At 62.3% G+C, this 13682-nt stretch carries 12 protein-coding genes; 4 read left to right on the top strand and 8 right to left on the bottom strand.

Features of this window, described 5'->3' with window-relative positions:
• Positions 1 to 18 precede the first annotated feature (18 nt).
• Entirely contained in the window at positions 19 to 765 is a 747-nt protein-coding gene (locus tag FHW75_RS19985; protein WP_019096750.1) for a FadR/GntR family transcriptional regulator, read from the top strand.
• Positions 766 to 767: 2 nt separating this feature from the next.
• Here the strand turns inward: FHW75_RS19985 and FHW75_RS19990 are convergent, their stop codons facing one another.
• The 8 genes from FHW75_RS19990 to FHW75_RS20025 all read right to left on the bottom strand — a co-directional run bounded on the left by FHW75_RS19990 (position 768) and on the right by FHW75_RS20025 (position 10791).
• Positions 768 to 2570, bottom strand: a complete 1803-nt coding sequence (locus FHW75_RS19990; protein WP_089230005.1) for a glycosyl hydrolase family 28 protein — start codon at positions 2568 to 2570, stop codon at positions 768 to 770.
• A 28-nt stretch (positions 2571 to 2598) separates the two neighbouring features.
• Positions 2599 to 3375, bottom strand: a complete 777-nt coding sequence (locus tag FHW75_RS19995) for an ABC transporter ATP-binding protein (protein ID WP_025753685.1) — start codon at positions 3373 to 3375, stop codon at positions 2599 to 2601.
• Positions 3376 to 3386: 11 nt separating this feature from the next.
• Positions 3387 to 4226, bottom strand: a complete 840-nt coding sequence (locus FHW75_RS20000) for an ABC transporter ATP-binding protein (RefSeq protein ID WP_183674394.1) — start codon at positions 4224 to 4226, stop codon at positions 3387 to 3389.
• 11 nt (positions 4227 to 4237) lie between these two features.
• A complete protein-coding gene (locus tag FHW75_RS20005) occupies positions 4238 to 5152 on the bottom strand; it encodes an ABC transporter permease (RefSeq protein WP_016711468.1) in 915 nt (304 codons plus the stop codon).
• A 62-nt stretch (positions 5153 to 5214) separates the two neighbouring features.
• Complete coding sequence (locus FHW75_RS20010) at positions 5215 to 6825, bottom strand: ABC transporter substrate-binding protein (protein ID WP_019096748.1); 1611 nt, start codon at positions 6823 to 6825, stop codon at positions 5215 to 5217.
• Positions 6826 to 6875: 50 nt separating this feature from the next.
• The gene (locus tag FHW75_RS20015) at positions 6876 to 7889 is read right to left on the bottom strand and encodes an ABC transporter permease subunit (protein WP_016711470.1); all 1014 of its coding nucleotides are present in this window, start codon (positions 7887 to 7889) and stop codon (positions 6876 to 6878) included.
• 68 nt (positions 7890 to 7957) lie between these two features.
• Positions 7958 to 9568 carry an ABC transporter substrate-binding protein gene (locus tag FHW75_RS20020; protein WP_027615028.1) on the bottom strand — a complete coding sequence of 537 codons (1611 nt, stop codon included), beginning with the start codon at positions 9566 to 9568 and terminating at the stop codon, positions 7958 to 7960.
• A gap of 68 nt (positions 9569 to 9636) precedes the next feature.
• Complete coding sequence (locus tag FHW75_RS20025; protein WP_019096746.1) at positions 9637 to 10791, bottom strand: mandelate racemase family protein; 1155 nt, start codon at positions 10789 to 10791, stop codon at positions 9637 to 9639.
• 343 nt (positions 10792 to 11134) lie between these two features.
• Between FHW75_RS20025 and FHW75_RS20030 the strand changes: the two genes are divergently transcribed.
• From FHW75_RS20030 to FHW75_RS20040, 3 genes are all read left to right on the top strand, one after another.
• Entirely contained in the window at positions 11135 to 11860 is a 726-nt protein-coding gene (locus tag FHW75_RS20030) for an oligogalacturonate-specific porin KdgM family protein (protein ID WP_016711473.1), read from the top strand.
• 75 nt (positions 11861 to 11935) lie between these two features.
• Complete coding sequence (locus FHW75_RS20035; protein WP_089230007.1) at positions 11936 to 12754, top strand: NAD(P)-dependent oxidoreductase; 819 nt, start codon at positions 11936 to 11938, stop codon at positions 12752 to 12754.
• A gap of 26 nt (positions 12755 to 12780) precedes the next feature.
• Complete coding sequence (locus tag FHW75_RS20040) at positions 12781 to 13674, top strand: SMP-30/gluconolactonase/LRE family protein (protein WP_089230008.1); 894 nt, start codon at positions 12781 to 12783, stop codon at positions 13672 to 13674.
• The last annotated feature ends 8 nt before the right edge of the window (positions 13675 to 13682 follow it).

The raw sequence follows: 13682 nt of genomic DNA on the forward strand, positions 1-13682 counted from the left end.
CCACACAAGAGCACAGCAATGCCGGACCCTACCACCCGCCCCACCCAACCGCCCCGCCGCCTGGCTGAAGCGCTGGTCGAACGCTTTGCCCAACGCATGCGCGAGGGCACACTCAAGCGTGGTGACAAACTGCCAACCGAAGCGACGCTGATCGAAACCGAAGGTGTCAGCCGCTCGGTAGTACGCGAAGCGTTGTCGCGCATGCAGGCAGCGGGCCTGGTCGAGACCCGCCACGGTGTGGGCACCTTCGTGCTGGACATGCCGGCACCGGAGAGCTTCAACGTAGGGCCGGCAACCATCAGCCTGCTGTCCGATGTGCTCGACCTGCTGGAATACCGCCTCAGCCTTGAAGTGCAAGCCGCCGGCATGGCCGCCGAACGGGCCACGCCGCAAGCGCTCGAAGAATTGCAGCAAGCATTGGAGGCGCTGATGCAAGGCCCGGAAAAGTCCGGCAGCACGACCAACGCCGATTTCCAGTTCCACCTTAAAATCGCCAAGGCCGCAGGCAACCAGTACCTGATCGACATCATGAAGCATCTGGGCACCAAGATGATCCCCCGCACGCGCATGAACTCTGCCTACACCGGGCAGAGCAACCGAAGCACCTACCTGGCCGGCATCAACGCCGAACATCAGCAGATCTACGACGCCATTGCCAGCCGCCAGGTCGACGCGGCGCGCGCCGCCATGTACCTGCACCTGAGCAACAGCCGTATGCGCCTGCGGGAGGCGCAACGGCTCCAGGCATTCTACAGCGAGGCCTGAGGCTACGGTGCGGGCTCTACGTCCGTGTAGGTAAGCCCTTGGCTGCCCTGTACCTGCCAAGGGTTGGCGCCACCGGTCTCGGTGAAGCGCAGCCCGTCGAAGCGCGAATCCTTCAGGCCATCGATCTTCACCGGGGCCGGCCCACTGAAGCGCACCCGCTCGAACACCAACCCCTGGTGCCAGGCGCCATGACCGCTATCGCCTTTCACCTCGATGGCGGCGGTGCGGGCGTTTTCCACGCTTACGTCACTGACCGTGATATCCCGAAACTGCCCCGCCACCGTCGAACGTTTGTAATCAAGCTTGGCATTCGGGTCGTTGTAATCCAGGGTGAAGATGAAGGCCTGTTTCGCTGTGTTGCGGATGGCCGAATCACGGAAGGTGACGTAACGCGCACCACCGCCCATGAAGTTGGTGCTTTTCATGCGCAGCCCGGCATCGGTACCATCCGAGACGTTGTCCTCTGCCAGGATGTTCTGAATCCACGCGCCGGTATGGCTGCCCGCCACGACCATGCCATGGCCTTTGCGGAAATAGTTGTTGAAGATCCAGGCATCCTCCTGCGCCTTCTGGTGGACCGCATCCGCCCCGGTACCGGCGGCGAAGTTGACGCAGTCGTCACCGGTGTCGAAGAAGTTGTTGAATACCAGCGCGCCACGACTGTTGGCAAACTCGATACCGTCGCCGTTGTTGGCGTCGTAAGTACGGTGCGTGGTGTTGACCAGCACCACATTCTGCGTTTCCAGGTTCATGATGCCGTGATAGGCCGGGTTCACCACCGTGAAGCCGCCATAGAACACGTTTGTCACATTGCGCAGGGTGATCAGCGACGAGCGCATCTGCCCGTAGGCATCCTTGACGTTCATGCCCTCGGCCACCGCCCGCGCCACCTGCGCCTTGGCCAGCACGCCGTCGTGCATATAGCGGGTGTTGTCGCTGGGCAGGTAGAAGGGCAAGGCTCGCCCGCGCTCGTCGACCACGTCCGGGTTACGCTTCCAGCCATTGCCGTCGATGGTGCCCTTGCCGACGATGCGGATGTTCTCGAAGGCCTGGTGCGCATGCGGGTCGCGCGGTAAGGCATTGATCAGCGAAGCCGGGCGCACGGTGGTGGAATACGGGTACTGGATATAGCCCTGGCGTGGGTAGTCCTCGGCACGTTCGGAACCCAACAGGGTAGCGCCCTCGGCGATTTCCAGGGTCATGTCGCTCTTGAGGTAGAGCGCCCCGCTCTTGTACGTGCCGGCAGGCAGCAACACCTTGCAGCCCTTGCTGCACGCATCGATGGCGCGCTGAATGGCAGCCGTGTCGAGCGCCTTGCCATCGCCCTTGGCGCCGTAGCGCTGCACGTTGAACAGTGCCGGTACGTCGGTGGTTCGCTGCACCACCACGGGGCTGTCAGCAGACTCTTTGCCATGGCGATCGACCGAGCGCACGGTGAAGCGGTACTCGGTATCGGGTGCAAGCCCCTGGGCGGTGAAGCTGTGAATGGCGATGCGGTGGTGGAAGTTGTGCAGGTCCTGCTCGTAGAACCGGTCAATGTAGGGTTTGGCCGGTGACACCTGATCGTTGTTGGCGTTGCTGCCCCCCAGCAATCTGCCATTGGCATACACGTGGTAGTCGACGATTTCGGCATGGCTGGCGGGCTTTTCCCACACCAGGATGATCTGCCGGTCGTCGTAGGCCAGCGTCGGCACCTGGACCTTTGCAGGGGCCTCTACGGCCCACAGTGGCAAGCTGCTGCCCATGGCCAGGGCAGCCACGGCAGCACGCACCCGCCAAACGGGCGCAGGGTTGGCATTCGGCATGTTCTTGTCTTCCTTGTAATTGCCGGGTTCAGGCCGACAGGGCCGGGGCGGCGTCCGCGCTGAAGTCGCGGCTGGCTTGCACCAGCATTCGGGTGTAATCGTGGGTGGCCTGGTCCTGGCTCAGTGCCCGACAGTCCAGTTGCTCGACGATACGCCCCTGCTGCATCACCGCGACCTTGTCGCACAGGTGGCTGACCACGCCCAGGTCGTGAGTCACCATCAGGTAGGTAAGCTTCTCGCGCTGACGCAGGTCCGACAGCAGGTTGAGGATCTCTGCCTGCACCGACACATCGAGGGCCGACGTGGGCTCATCGAGCAACAGCACCCTGGGCTCAAGGATCAACGCCCGGGCGATAGCCACCCGCTGACGCTGGCCGCCAGACAACTGGTGCGGGTAGCGGTAACGGTAGCTGTCGTTGAGGCCTACCTTGATGAGGATGTCGTTGATGCGATCGTTGCGCTCATCCATGCCGTGGATCACCAACGGTTCGCGCAGTGCAGTGTCGATGGTATGGCGCGGGTGCAGCGAGCCATAGGGATCCTGGAACACCATCTGCACCTTGCGAAAGTGCTCCTTGGGAAGCTTGTGCTGCAACGGTACACCGTCGATGCTCAGGGCCCCGCTCCAGTGCCGGTACTGGCCGGCCAGGCAGCGCAGCACCGTGGTCTTGCCAGAGCCAGACTCCCCTACCAGGCCAAAGGACTCGCCATCTTCGACACTCAGGTCGACATTGTGCAGCACCTGGTTGAGCGCGGCGCCAACGCCAAAGCTCAGGTTCAACGCGTGTGCTTGGATCATGGACATGGTCAGTTACCTCAGCAGGAGAGCCACAGCGGGTCGCGTTGCAACACAGGCAAACGCGGGCGGCGGTTGTCCATGCTTGGCAAGGCGGCCAGCAGGCCTCGGGTGTAGGGGTGTTCGGCACGGTGCAGGTCACTGGCCGCCAGCGACTCCACCACGCGCCCGGCATACATCACCAGCACCCGGTCACAGTAATTGCGCACCAGGTTCAGGTCGTGGCTGACGAAAATCAGCCCCATCTGCTGCTCTACCACCAGCTCTTCGAGCACGTTGAGCACCTGCTGGCGTACCGACACATCCAGCGCCGAGGTCGGTTCGTCGGCAATGATCACTTCCGGGTTGGTGATGACCATCATCGCGATCATGATGCGCTGGCCCATGCCGCCGCTCACCTCATGCGGATAAAGGTTGTAGACGCGCTTCGGGTCGCGGATATGCACCTTGTCGAGCATCTGCAGCACCCGTTCACGGGCCTCGCTGCGGCTGGCCTTGTGGTGTGCCAGGTAGGCCTCGGCAATCTGGTCGCCAACGCGCACCACCGGATTGAGCGAGTACTTGGGGTCTTGCATGATCATCGAAATACGCTGGCCGCGGATTTTCTGCATGGCCTTTTCGCTGGCACTGAGCAGGTCGACATCGCCGAACTGCAGGGCGTTTGCGGTGATCTGCGCGCTGGCAGGGTGCAGCTTGAGCAAGCTGCGGCCAACCGTGGACTTGCCCGAGCCGGACTCACCGACGATGGCGAGCTTTTCCCGGCCCAGGGTGAACGACACGTCACGCACCGCGTGCATCACTTTCTTGCCGTTGACGAAGCGCACATTGAGCGATTCGACATTGAGTTTGAGCGCTGACATAAAGCCTCCGGTTATTCGCTACGCGGGTCGAGAATGTCCCGCAGGCCATCGCCCAGCAGGTTGAACGCCAGGCTCACCAGCATGATTGCCGCACCGGGTACCGCTACCAGCCACCAGCACTCGAGCATGTAGCGCCGCCCCGTGGAGATCATCGCCCCCCACTCCGGCAACGGCGCCTGCGCCCCCAGGCCGAGGAAGCCCAGCGCCGCCGCCGTGAGGATGATGCCGGCCATGTTCATGGTCAGGCGGATGATCACCGACGACAGGCACATCGGCACGATGTGGCGCAGGATGATGCGGGTCGACGACGCGCCCTGCAGCTCGACGGCCACCACGAAGTCGGCCTTGCGCAGCGACAGGGTTTCGGCGCGGGCCAGCCGTGCGATCGGTGGCCAGGAGGTTAACGCGATAGCCACCACCGCATGCTCAAGGCCAGGGCCTAGTGCAGCGATGAAGGCCAGCGCCAGCACCAGGCTGGGGAACGAAATGAAAATGTCGGTGACGCGCATGAACACGGTATCGACAATGCCGCCGAAATAGCCCGACACCGTGCCGATGAACAGCCCGATGGGGCCGACGATGATCGTCACCAGGGCGATGATGTAGAGGGTGATGCGGGCACCGTAGACCAGCCGACTGAAGATGTCCCGGCCGTATTCGTCGGTGCCGAACCAGTGCGCGGCGCTGGGTGCCTGCAAGGCGTTGGCCAGGTTCTGGATGACCGGGTCGTGGGTGGCGATCCACGGCGCGAACGCCGCCACCACGACCAGCAGCAAGGCCACCAGCAGGCCTGCCAGGGTCATCGGGTTGCGCACCAGCAGGCGCAGCACCCGAAGGCTGCTTTTGCCAAGGGCCTCAAGGCTGGACGCGGGGGCGTCGGCCTGCCGCTTGGCGGTGGTTTCGGTAGAAGAGATGTTGGCAATCATCGGCATGTTCTCGATGTGGAATCATGGCCACTCGGGGTACCCGCAGGTGCCCCAGGCGGTTCTCAACGTTGCTTGTAGACGCCCAGGTAGCGGGTGGCTTCGGCGTCATCGCCGCTGAAGCCCTTGACGTCGGCTGCGCTCACGGCGGTGTCGGTCATCTGGGAAATCATCATGATCGGCCCCACCTCCTCGTCGTACAGCTTCTGCGCCTGCTGGTACATGCCCAGGCGTTTGGCCGCATCGCGCTCGACACCTACCCGGTCGATCAGGTCATTCAGCGGGGGGCTGAAGAACGACGCGCGCCAGCCCTGGAAGTTGGGCAAGCCAGCGCTGTCACTGTTGTCGGGGTTGTAGACGAAGGTGCGCAGGCTGAAATACGGGTGCGGGTAACGCTCGGCGCCCCGCGCCACGATCATTTCAAAGTTGCGGGCGCGCATGGCGCCATACACCTGGTTGCCGGTACCGGTGACGATACTGGCCTTGATGCCACCTTCGGCCAGGGTCGACTGCATGCGTGCGGCGATATCGATGAAGGGCGGTTCGGACAGCGTGCGGATGGTTGTGCTGAAACCTTGTGGGTAGCCCGCCTCGGCCAACAGTGCCTTGGCTTTGGCAACATCCAGCTTGTAGCCAGGGTCTGGCAACCGGGCCTCGAGCCCAAGCTGCATCGGTTGCTGGTTGAGCTTGCCGTAATGCGGCATCACCTGCTGGTCCAGGCCCTGGTAGTCGATCAGGTTGCGCACCGCTTCGCGGACTTTGCGGTTGGCAAACTCCGGCTGCTTCATGCTCATTGCCACGTAGTACAGGGTGCCGCGCTGCAGAGCCTGCACCTGGAGTTGGTCCGAGCTTTCAATGGCCTTGATATCCGGCGCCGCCATGCCGTAGGCCAGGTCCAGGTCGCCGCGTTCGAGCATCAGGCGCAGCGACTGCGACTCGGTCATGTGACGCACCAGCACCCGTTTCATCTTGGCCGGGCCTGCCCAGTAACCGTCGAAGCGGGTCATCACCAGCGCATCGTTGGCGCTCCATTTGGTCAGGGTGAACGGCCCGCTGCCGGCTTCGTTGGTGACCAGCCAGGCCGCGCCCAAGTCACCATTCTTCTCATGCTCGAGCACTTGCTGGCGGTCGACCACCACAGCGCTGGGTGACACGGCCAGCGAGTCGATCACCAGCAAAGGGTCTACCGGCTGCGGCAGGTCGACCACCAAGGTATGGCTGTCGGTCGCGCGGATCAGCGTTTGAATGTTTTCGACACTGTAGCCGTAGGCCTTCCAAGTGGTGGCCAAGCCATAGTTGAGCTTCATCACCCGGTACAGCGACCAGGCCACATCCTCGGCAGTGAGCGGGTTGCCGGAATGGAACGTGACATCAGTGCGCAGGCGGAAGGTAATCTGCTTGCCGTCTTCACTGACGTCCCAGCGTTCGGCCAGTTGTGGCAGGTGCTTCTCCGGGTTGCCCTGGTCGCGCTTGATGAGCGTGTCGTAGAGGTTGGCATTGATGCCAGAGGCATCCAGGCCGGGCGCGTTGGCCGGGTCGATGGAGAACAGGTTGACCATGCTCATGCCGACGATCAACTGGTCGGCAGGGGTTTTCGCCTGCACCGCAGCGAGCGGGCCGAGCAGCAGCACCGCGCCCAGCACAGCCATGCGCAGCGGCGGGAATACAGTCTTCATGGGGCATCCTTCTTTTTATAGTTATTCAATGTGTTCACGCTGATTGGGGGCTAGCGGGTCCTGGGGTCGAACACCTTGTACAGGGCATCGCTGATCAGGTTGAGTGCGACGAAGATCAGGCCGATGATCAACACGCAGCCCATCACCGCGTTCATGTCACCGAGCATCAGGCTGCTGGTGAGGTACTGACCGAAACCGGGCCAGGCAAATACGGTTTCGATCAGCACCGCCCCCTCCAGCAACGAGCCATAGGCCAGGGCGACCACCGTGAGCAACTGCACGAGGATGTTGCGGAACGCGTGGTTCCAGACCACCTGGCGGCGTGACAGCCCCTTGACCCTGGCGGTGATGATGTATTCCTGCGACAGCTGCTCGAGCATGAAGCTGCGGGTCATGCGGCTGATGTAGGCCACCGAGTTCAGCCCCAGGATCAACGCCGGCAGGACGATATGGCGCAACGCGCTGGTGAAGGCCTCCCAGTCACGCGCCAGCGCCGTGTCGATCAGCAGCAGGCCGGTAACCTCATCGACCATGCCGTCATAGGCCAGGTCGATACGCCCTGCCCCACCTGCCCAGCCCAACCAGGCGTAGAACACCAGCAGCCCCATCATGCCGACCCAGAAGATGGGCGTGGAATAGCCGAACAGGGTAATCACCCGCGCCACGTGGTCGCCGACCCGGCCCTGGTTACTGGCCGCGACCACCCCCAACGGCAGGCCGATCAGCACGCCGAACAGGATTGCCAGGGTCGCCAGTTCAATGGTGGCCGGGAAGACGCGTTTGATGTCTTCGAGCACCGGGTGGCCGGTGAGCAGCGCATTGCCGAAATCACCGTGTAGCAAGTCGTTCAGGTACAGCCCGAACTGGACCCAGATCGGTTTGTCCAGGCCCATCGCCCGGTATACCTGGTCGTAGGTGGAGCTGTCGGCATCCGGGCCGACCACTGCCAGCACCGGATCCAGCGGCATGACCCGTCCGATGAAGAACGTCAGCGCCAGCAGGCCAAGCAAAGTCACCAGCACCGTGCTGGCCCGGCGAGCGGTGCCCGAGACACGGGCACCCATTACAGAGGCAGTCGAAGCAAACATAACAAGCTCCTGAAAAAGCATTCACCAATCACGCAGGCTTTGCCTCAACGCGACTTGTAGACGTCTTTGTAACGGGTGGTGGCCGCGGTATGGCCCTGGTAGTCCTGCACATCGTGGTAGAGCACCACGGTGTCGGTCATCTGCGACACAGGCAGGATGCCCCCCACCTGCTCGTCCAGGGTTTTCTGGATTTGCTGGTACTGAGCCAGCTGCTGCGCCTTGTCGGGCTCGACTTCCGCCTGCTCGATCAGGCGGTTCAGCTCGGGGCTGTAGAACGAGGTACGCCAGCCCTGGAAGTTGCTCAGCTTGGCTTCGTCACGGTTGTCCGGGTTGTACACCAGGGTGCGCAGGCTTGAATGCGGGTGCCGCTCAGCGCCACCACCACCGCGCCCGACCAGGATGTCGAAGCTGCGCTCACGCATGGCGCCGTAGATCTGGTTGCCGGTACCGGTGACGATGGTGGCCTTGATACCGGCCTGGGCCAGGGTCGACTGCAGGCTGGACGCAATGTTGATGAAGGGCGGCTCGGTGAGCACGCGGATGGTGGTCTTGAAACCCTCGGGGTAACCGGCTTCGGCCAGCAGCTTTTTCGCTTCGGCCACGTTCAGGGCATAGCCCGGATCATCCAGACGTGCTGGCAGGCCAAGCGGTAGCGGGCGCTGATTGAGCTGGCCATAGTGCGGCATCACCGTCTGGTTGATGCCTTGATAGTCGATCAGCGAACGCACCGCTCGGCGCACGCGCACATCGTCGTAGGGCTTGTTCTTCACGCTGAGGGCCACGTAGTACAGGGTCCCGCGCTGCACGGTCTGGGTGCGAACGTTGTCAGACTTCTCCAGCGCCTCGATGTCTGGCGCGGACATGCCCTTGGCCAGGTCCAGGTCACCCCGCTCCACCATCAAGCGCAGTGACTGCGACTCGGTCATGTTGCGCATGACGATGCGCTTGAGCTTGGCCGGGCCGCCCCAGTACCCGTCAAAACGGTTCATCAGGATGACATCGTTGGCGCGCCACTCCTTGAGCGCGAACGGCCCGCTGCCCGCCGCGTGGGTGGTCAGCCAGGCACCGCCCATGTCATCGCCCTTCTGGTGCTGCTGCACCACCTTGCGGTCGAGGATGAAAGCGCTGGGCGAGGTAGCCAGGGTATTGAGCACCAGCAACGGGTCAGTCGGCCGTGGCAGCTCGATGACGAAAGTAGCGTCATCGACAGCGCGCATGTGCTGGTCGACATTGTCCGCCGAAAACCCGTAGGCCTTCCAGGTCGACGCCAAGGCCAGGTTGAGTTTGAGTACACGCTGCAGCGACCAGGCGACATCCTCGGCACTTAGCGGGTTACCGGACTGGAACGTCACGCCCTTGCGCAGGTTGAACGTGAGGGTCTTGCGGTCATCGCTGACCTGCCAGCTTTCAGCCAGCGCCGGCAGCAGTCGGTCCGGCTGACGCACGTCCTGCACCAGCAGCATGTCGTAGAGGTTGGCATTGACCTCGGATACATCCAGCCCGGTGGCCGCCGCCGGGTCGAGGGACAGCAGATTGATCATGCTCATGCCGACGATCAACTGATCTGCCGGGGTTTTCGCGAAAGCAGCAGGTACCGAGGTCAGCGCCAGAGACGCAGCAAAGACCCCCGCCCAGAGTGTGGGGATAACGCTCATGTGAGATCGCCTTCTTATAGTTATTGGACGCTCGGGCGGCACGCAGCGACGCGTGCCGCCATGACGAATCAGAAGCTCTGCAGCGTATTGGTTTCGACGTAGTCGAAGTCGATGTCCTCACCCAGGCCCGGCAAGTTCGACAGGTGCACGAAACCGTCTTCGTCCATCGGGTCGACCAGGCGTTTGAGGTAGGCAGGTACCTCGTCATAGTCAAGGTACGGGTGCAGCAGGCCGCGCTCGTACCAAGTGCAGTTCTTGATCGCCCCCACGACCGCCAGGTTGGCGGCACCGTTGCCATGGATCTCGCAATCCATGCCGAACGATTCGGCCATGTGCGCAACCTTCAGGCACGGTGCAATGCCCCCCACACCGGCAACCCCCGCTCGCAGGATGTCGCACACATCGTTCTTCACCCAGCTGGCCCGGCTCAGGTGCTTGCCACCGAGGCTTTCCGGGCCAAGCACCGGGATGTCCAGCTGCCCGGCCAGCCAGGCGTAGGACTCGGCGGAATCTTCCATCATCGGCTCTTCGAACCAGGCGAAGTCGAGCTTTTCCAGGGCGCGGCCGATGGTGAGGGCTTCGGTACGGCTGTACCAGTGATAGCCATCGATCATCAGCGCGATGTCCGGCCCCACGGCCTCGCGTACGGCGGCGCATGCCTTGATGTCCATGCTCACGCTGGGCGCGAACGACACCGGTGGCATCCAGGTGTGCAGCTTGATGGCCTTGTAGCCGCGCTTGACCAGGGTTTCGGCGAAGCGACCGTACTCCTCCGGCGTCGACAGGCCGCCCGGCAACTCATCACCGCACATGGTCGAGCCATAGGCCGGCACCTTGTCGCGGTAGCCACCAATCAGCTTGTGCACCGGCAGGTTCAGCTTGCGCCCGGCCCAGTCCCACAGTGCCTGCTCGACCAGCGCCAGGGCGCGGTCAGTCAGCTGGCTGGCGCTGCCGCGCTGCCAGTGGGCCAGGTCGTGCCAGATTTTTTCTCGGTCGAAGGCATTGGCGCCAACCAGCACCTTGCGCACGAAGTTATCCAGCACATAAGGGCGAATGAGTTCGGGCGCACCCAGCGCATAGCCTTCGCTGCCGCACTCGGTCCTGATGCGCAGCAGGGCCATTCTGGCCTGGGTCACATCACCTGGGTGGGCATGGCCGGCGCTGTCTACGGCGCGGCGCGTGGGGTAGGAAAACACCTGGACGTTTACAGCAGTAATGATCATGGACGTCTGAGCCTTCTTATTGGATTTGTGGCGGGTGAGTCACGCTCTGGAGGCCATCCTACGTCATCATACAACATTTGAAAAGCACGACTTTACAGTCGCGAAAAACCCCGATTCATGATGCTCATGGCAATCATGAGCCCCCCATCACGAGGCTTTTGAATGGCCGAAAACACCGAAATAGAGCTATCCAAGCAAGTGATCAGACAACATTTCAATAATTCGTAGACAGCCTCACAGTCGTACGATAACTTATTTGAAAAATCACGGAGCGCTCACCACCTCACCCCACCTTGCTCACACGCCTCATCACGTCCTCAACAAAAACAAAAAAAGAGATCGCATGAACATCACACTTCGCCGCCTCATCGCCGCCAGTACGCTCGGCTTGTCGTTCTACGCCTGCGCGGACTCCGCCAGCATCAACTACCGGCACGGCTTCACCGAAGACGACAGCATTCACTCCGACCGGATAAAGCTGAGTTACCGCAAGGACAGCGGCCTGGGGTTTGCCGCAGAAATCAAATACAAGACTGCCGGCGACCGCGAAGACGTCGCCTACGACAACATGGTCAACAACGGCCACGAGTTCACCGTGGACTACAACTACAAGACCAGCCCCAAGTCGACCTGGACCCCCGCCTTCCAGATGGACAGTTCCAAGGATGCGACTACCTACAAATTCGGCTTGAAGTACAGCTACAAGCTCAGCGACACCTGGTATGTCGCCACCCGCGTGCGCCACGATGCACGTAGCCTCGACCGGGATCAGGTCGACCACAGCAAGGCTGACCGCGCCAAGGACGACCAGAACACCACACGCCTTGAAGGCTGGCTCGGCTATACCCCGAGCGGCCCGTGGGCATTCGAGTACCAGTACATCCACTTCACCACCGACTACATCCGCTACGACAACAAGAAGCGCGACTACGAGCAGAACCTGATCATCAAGTACAAGCTCAACAAGCAGTGGGCACCGTTCATGGAAGTGGGTGACATCAAGGTCAACAGCTACACGGACGATCGCCAGGCCCGTTGGCGCCTCGGTATCCAGTACAACTTCCTGTAAGGGCAACCGCCCGCCCATGCCGGTGTCGTTCCTGCACGGCACCTTGATGCCGTTTCAGTAAAAGGCCTCTATACAATGACCACGACTACACGCAAACCCTTCAACCGCCTGCTGCTCACCGGTGCCGCCGGCGGGCTCGGGCAAGTGCTTCGCGAAGCACTGCAAGCGCACGCCACCATCGTGCGCGCATCGGACATCAGCCCCATGGCAACAGCTACGGGCGAGCATGAGGAAACCATCAATTGCGACCTGGCGGACAAGGCCGGCGTACTGGCCCTGGCCAAGGATGTGGACGCCATCGTGCACCTGGGCGGCATCTCCACCGAGCGTGCCTTCGAAGAGATTCTGCAAGCCAACATCGTTGGCACCTTCCACATCTATGAGGCCGCCCGTAAGCACGGCATAAAACGCGTGGTGTTTGCCAGCTCCAACCATGTCACCGGCTTTTACCCCCAGGACGAACAAGTGGATGCGCATTCGCCGCGCCGGCCAGACTGCTATTACGGACTGTCGAAGGCCTACGGCGAAGACCTGGCGACGTTCTACTTCCATCGCTACGGCATCGAAACGGTCAGCCTGCGCATCGGCTCTTCATTCCCCGAACCCCGCAATGTGCGCATGTTGTCCACCTGGCTGAGCTACGGAGACCTGGCACACCTGGTGGAGCGCGCATTGCTGGCCGAGAACGTTGGCCACACCGTGGTGTATGGCGTCTCTGCCAACCGCGACCTGTGGTGGAGCAACCGCCACGCCGCACACCTGGGTTTCAACCCCAAGGACAGCGCCGAACGCTTCCGCCCGGCCCTGGAGCAGCAGCCAAAACCCGCAGCAAATGACCCGACGGCCCAGCTGCAAGGTGGCGCCTTCACCGCTGCCGGCCCTTTTGGCGACTGAACCCTGATAGAGCGCAGACTGCTTCCATGACAGCCGAACTGATCATCGACGTACGCAATGCCACGGGCGAGAGCCCGGTCTGGCACCCGCAGGAAAATGCCTTGTACTGGGTGGATATACCGGCAGGTCGCCTGCACCGCTGGCAGATGGACGGCCAGACAACTCACTGGACCGCAGACGAAATGCTGGGCTGCATTGTCCGCAGCCACCAAGGCCATTGGCTGGGGGCTCAGGAGAGCGGGATCTTCCACCTCACCCCTCAGGCAGACGGCCGCCTGCTGGCCAACAAACGTGCCAGTGTCGAACACGCCAGGCCCGGCATGCGCTTCAATGACGGGCGCTGTGACCGCCAAGGGCGCTTATGGGCCGGTACGATGCAAACAAACATGGGCGCCGAGCCGGTGGGAGCACTTTACCGATATGACGCGACGGCAGACGCAACAGTAAAACCATTGCAAGCACGACTGGACAAGCTGATCGTGCCCAACGGCATGGCCTTCAGCCCGGACGGCAAAACACTGTATATCTCCGACTCACACCCAAGCGTCCAGCTGATCTGGGCCTTCGACTACGACATCGACAGCGGCACACCGCACAACCGCCGAATCTTCGTCGACATGAACCAGCACGCCGGCCGACCGGACGGGGCCGCGGTGGATGCCGAAGGTTGCTATTGGATCTGCGCGATCGATGCCGGCCAGGTACTGCGCTTCACCCCCGAAGGGAAACTGGACCGCGCCCTGCCGCTACCGGTGAAGAAACCGACCATGTGCGCATTCGGCGGCCCGCAGCTGGATACGCTGTTCGTGACGTCGATTTGCCCACAAGGCATCGATCTGAGCGACCAGCCACTGGCCGGCGGCGTGTTCGCATTGAACCCAGGCGTGAAAGGCTTGCCGGAGCCCATTGCCAGGGGCTGAAGCCTGGC

Source organism: Pseudomonas sp. OG7 (assembly GCF_014192825.1).
In the GTDB taxonomy this organism is placed as follows: domain Bacteria; phylum Pseudomonadota; class Gammaproteobacteria; order Pseudomonadales; family Pseudomonadaceae; genus Aquipseudomonas; species Aquipseudomonas monteilii.

What these genes read in the sequence shown, in the direction of transcription:
- FHW75_RS19985 (WP_019096750.1), top strand. Translation starts at nt 19, where the DNA reads ATGCCGGACCCTACCACCCGCCCCACCCAACCGCCCCGCCGCCTGGCT.
- FHW75_RS19990 (WP_089230005.1), bottom strand. Translation starts at nt 2,570, where the DNA reads ATGCCGAATGCCAACCCTGCGCCCGTTTGGCGGGTGCGTGCTGCCGTG.
- FHW75_RS19995 (WP_025753685.1), bottom strand. Translation starts at nt 3,375, where the DNA reads ATGTCCATGATCCAAGCACACGCGTTGAACCTGAGCTTTGGCGTTGGC.
- FHW75_RS20000 (WP_183674394.1), bottom strand. Translation starts at nt 4,226, where the DNA reads ATGTCAGCGCTCAAACTCAATGTCGAATCGCTCAATGTGCGCTTCGTC.
- FHW75_RS20005 (WP_016711468.1), bottom strand. Translation starts at nt 5,152, where the DNA reads ATGATTGCCAACATCTCTTCTACCGAAACCACCGCCAAGCGGCAGGCC.
- FHW75_RS20010 (WP_019096748.1), bottom strand. Translation starts at nt 6,825, where the DNA reads ATGAAGACTGTATTCCCGCCGCTGCGCATGGCTGTGCTGGGCGCGGTG.
- FHW75_RS20015 (WP_016711470.1), bottom strand. Translation starts at nt 7,889, where the DNA reads ATGGGTGCCCGTGTCTCGGGCACCGCTCGCCGGGCCAGCACGGTGCTG.
- FHW75_RS20020 (WP_027615028.1), bottom strand. Translation starts at nt 9,568, where the DNA reads ATGAGCGTTATCCCCACACTCTGGGCGGGGGTCTTTGCTGCGTCTCTG.
- FHW75_RS20025 (WP_019096746.1), bottom strand. Translation starts at nt 10,791, where the DNA reads ATGATCATTACTGCTGTAAACGTCCAGGTGTTTTCCTACCCCACGCGC.
- FHW75_RS20030 (WP_016711473.1), top strand. Translation starts at nt 11,135, where the DNA reads ATGAACATCACACTTCGCCGCCTCATCGCCGCCAGTACGCTCGGCTTG.
- FHW75_RS20035 (WP_089230007.1), top strand. Translation starts at nt 11,936, where the DNA reads ATGACCACGACTACACGCAAACCCTTCAACCGCCTGCTGCTCACCGGT.
- FHW75_RS20040 (WP_089230008.1), top strand. Translation starts at nt 12,781, where the DNA reads ATGACAGCCGAACTGATCATCGACGTACGCAATGCCACGGGCGAGAGC.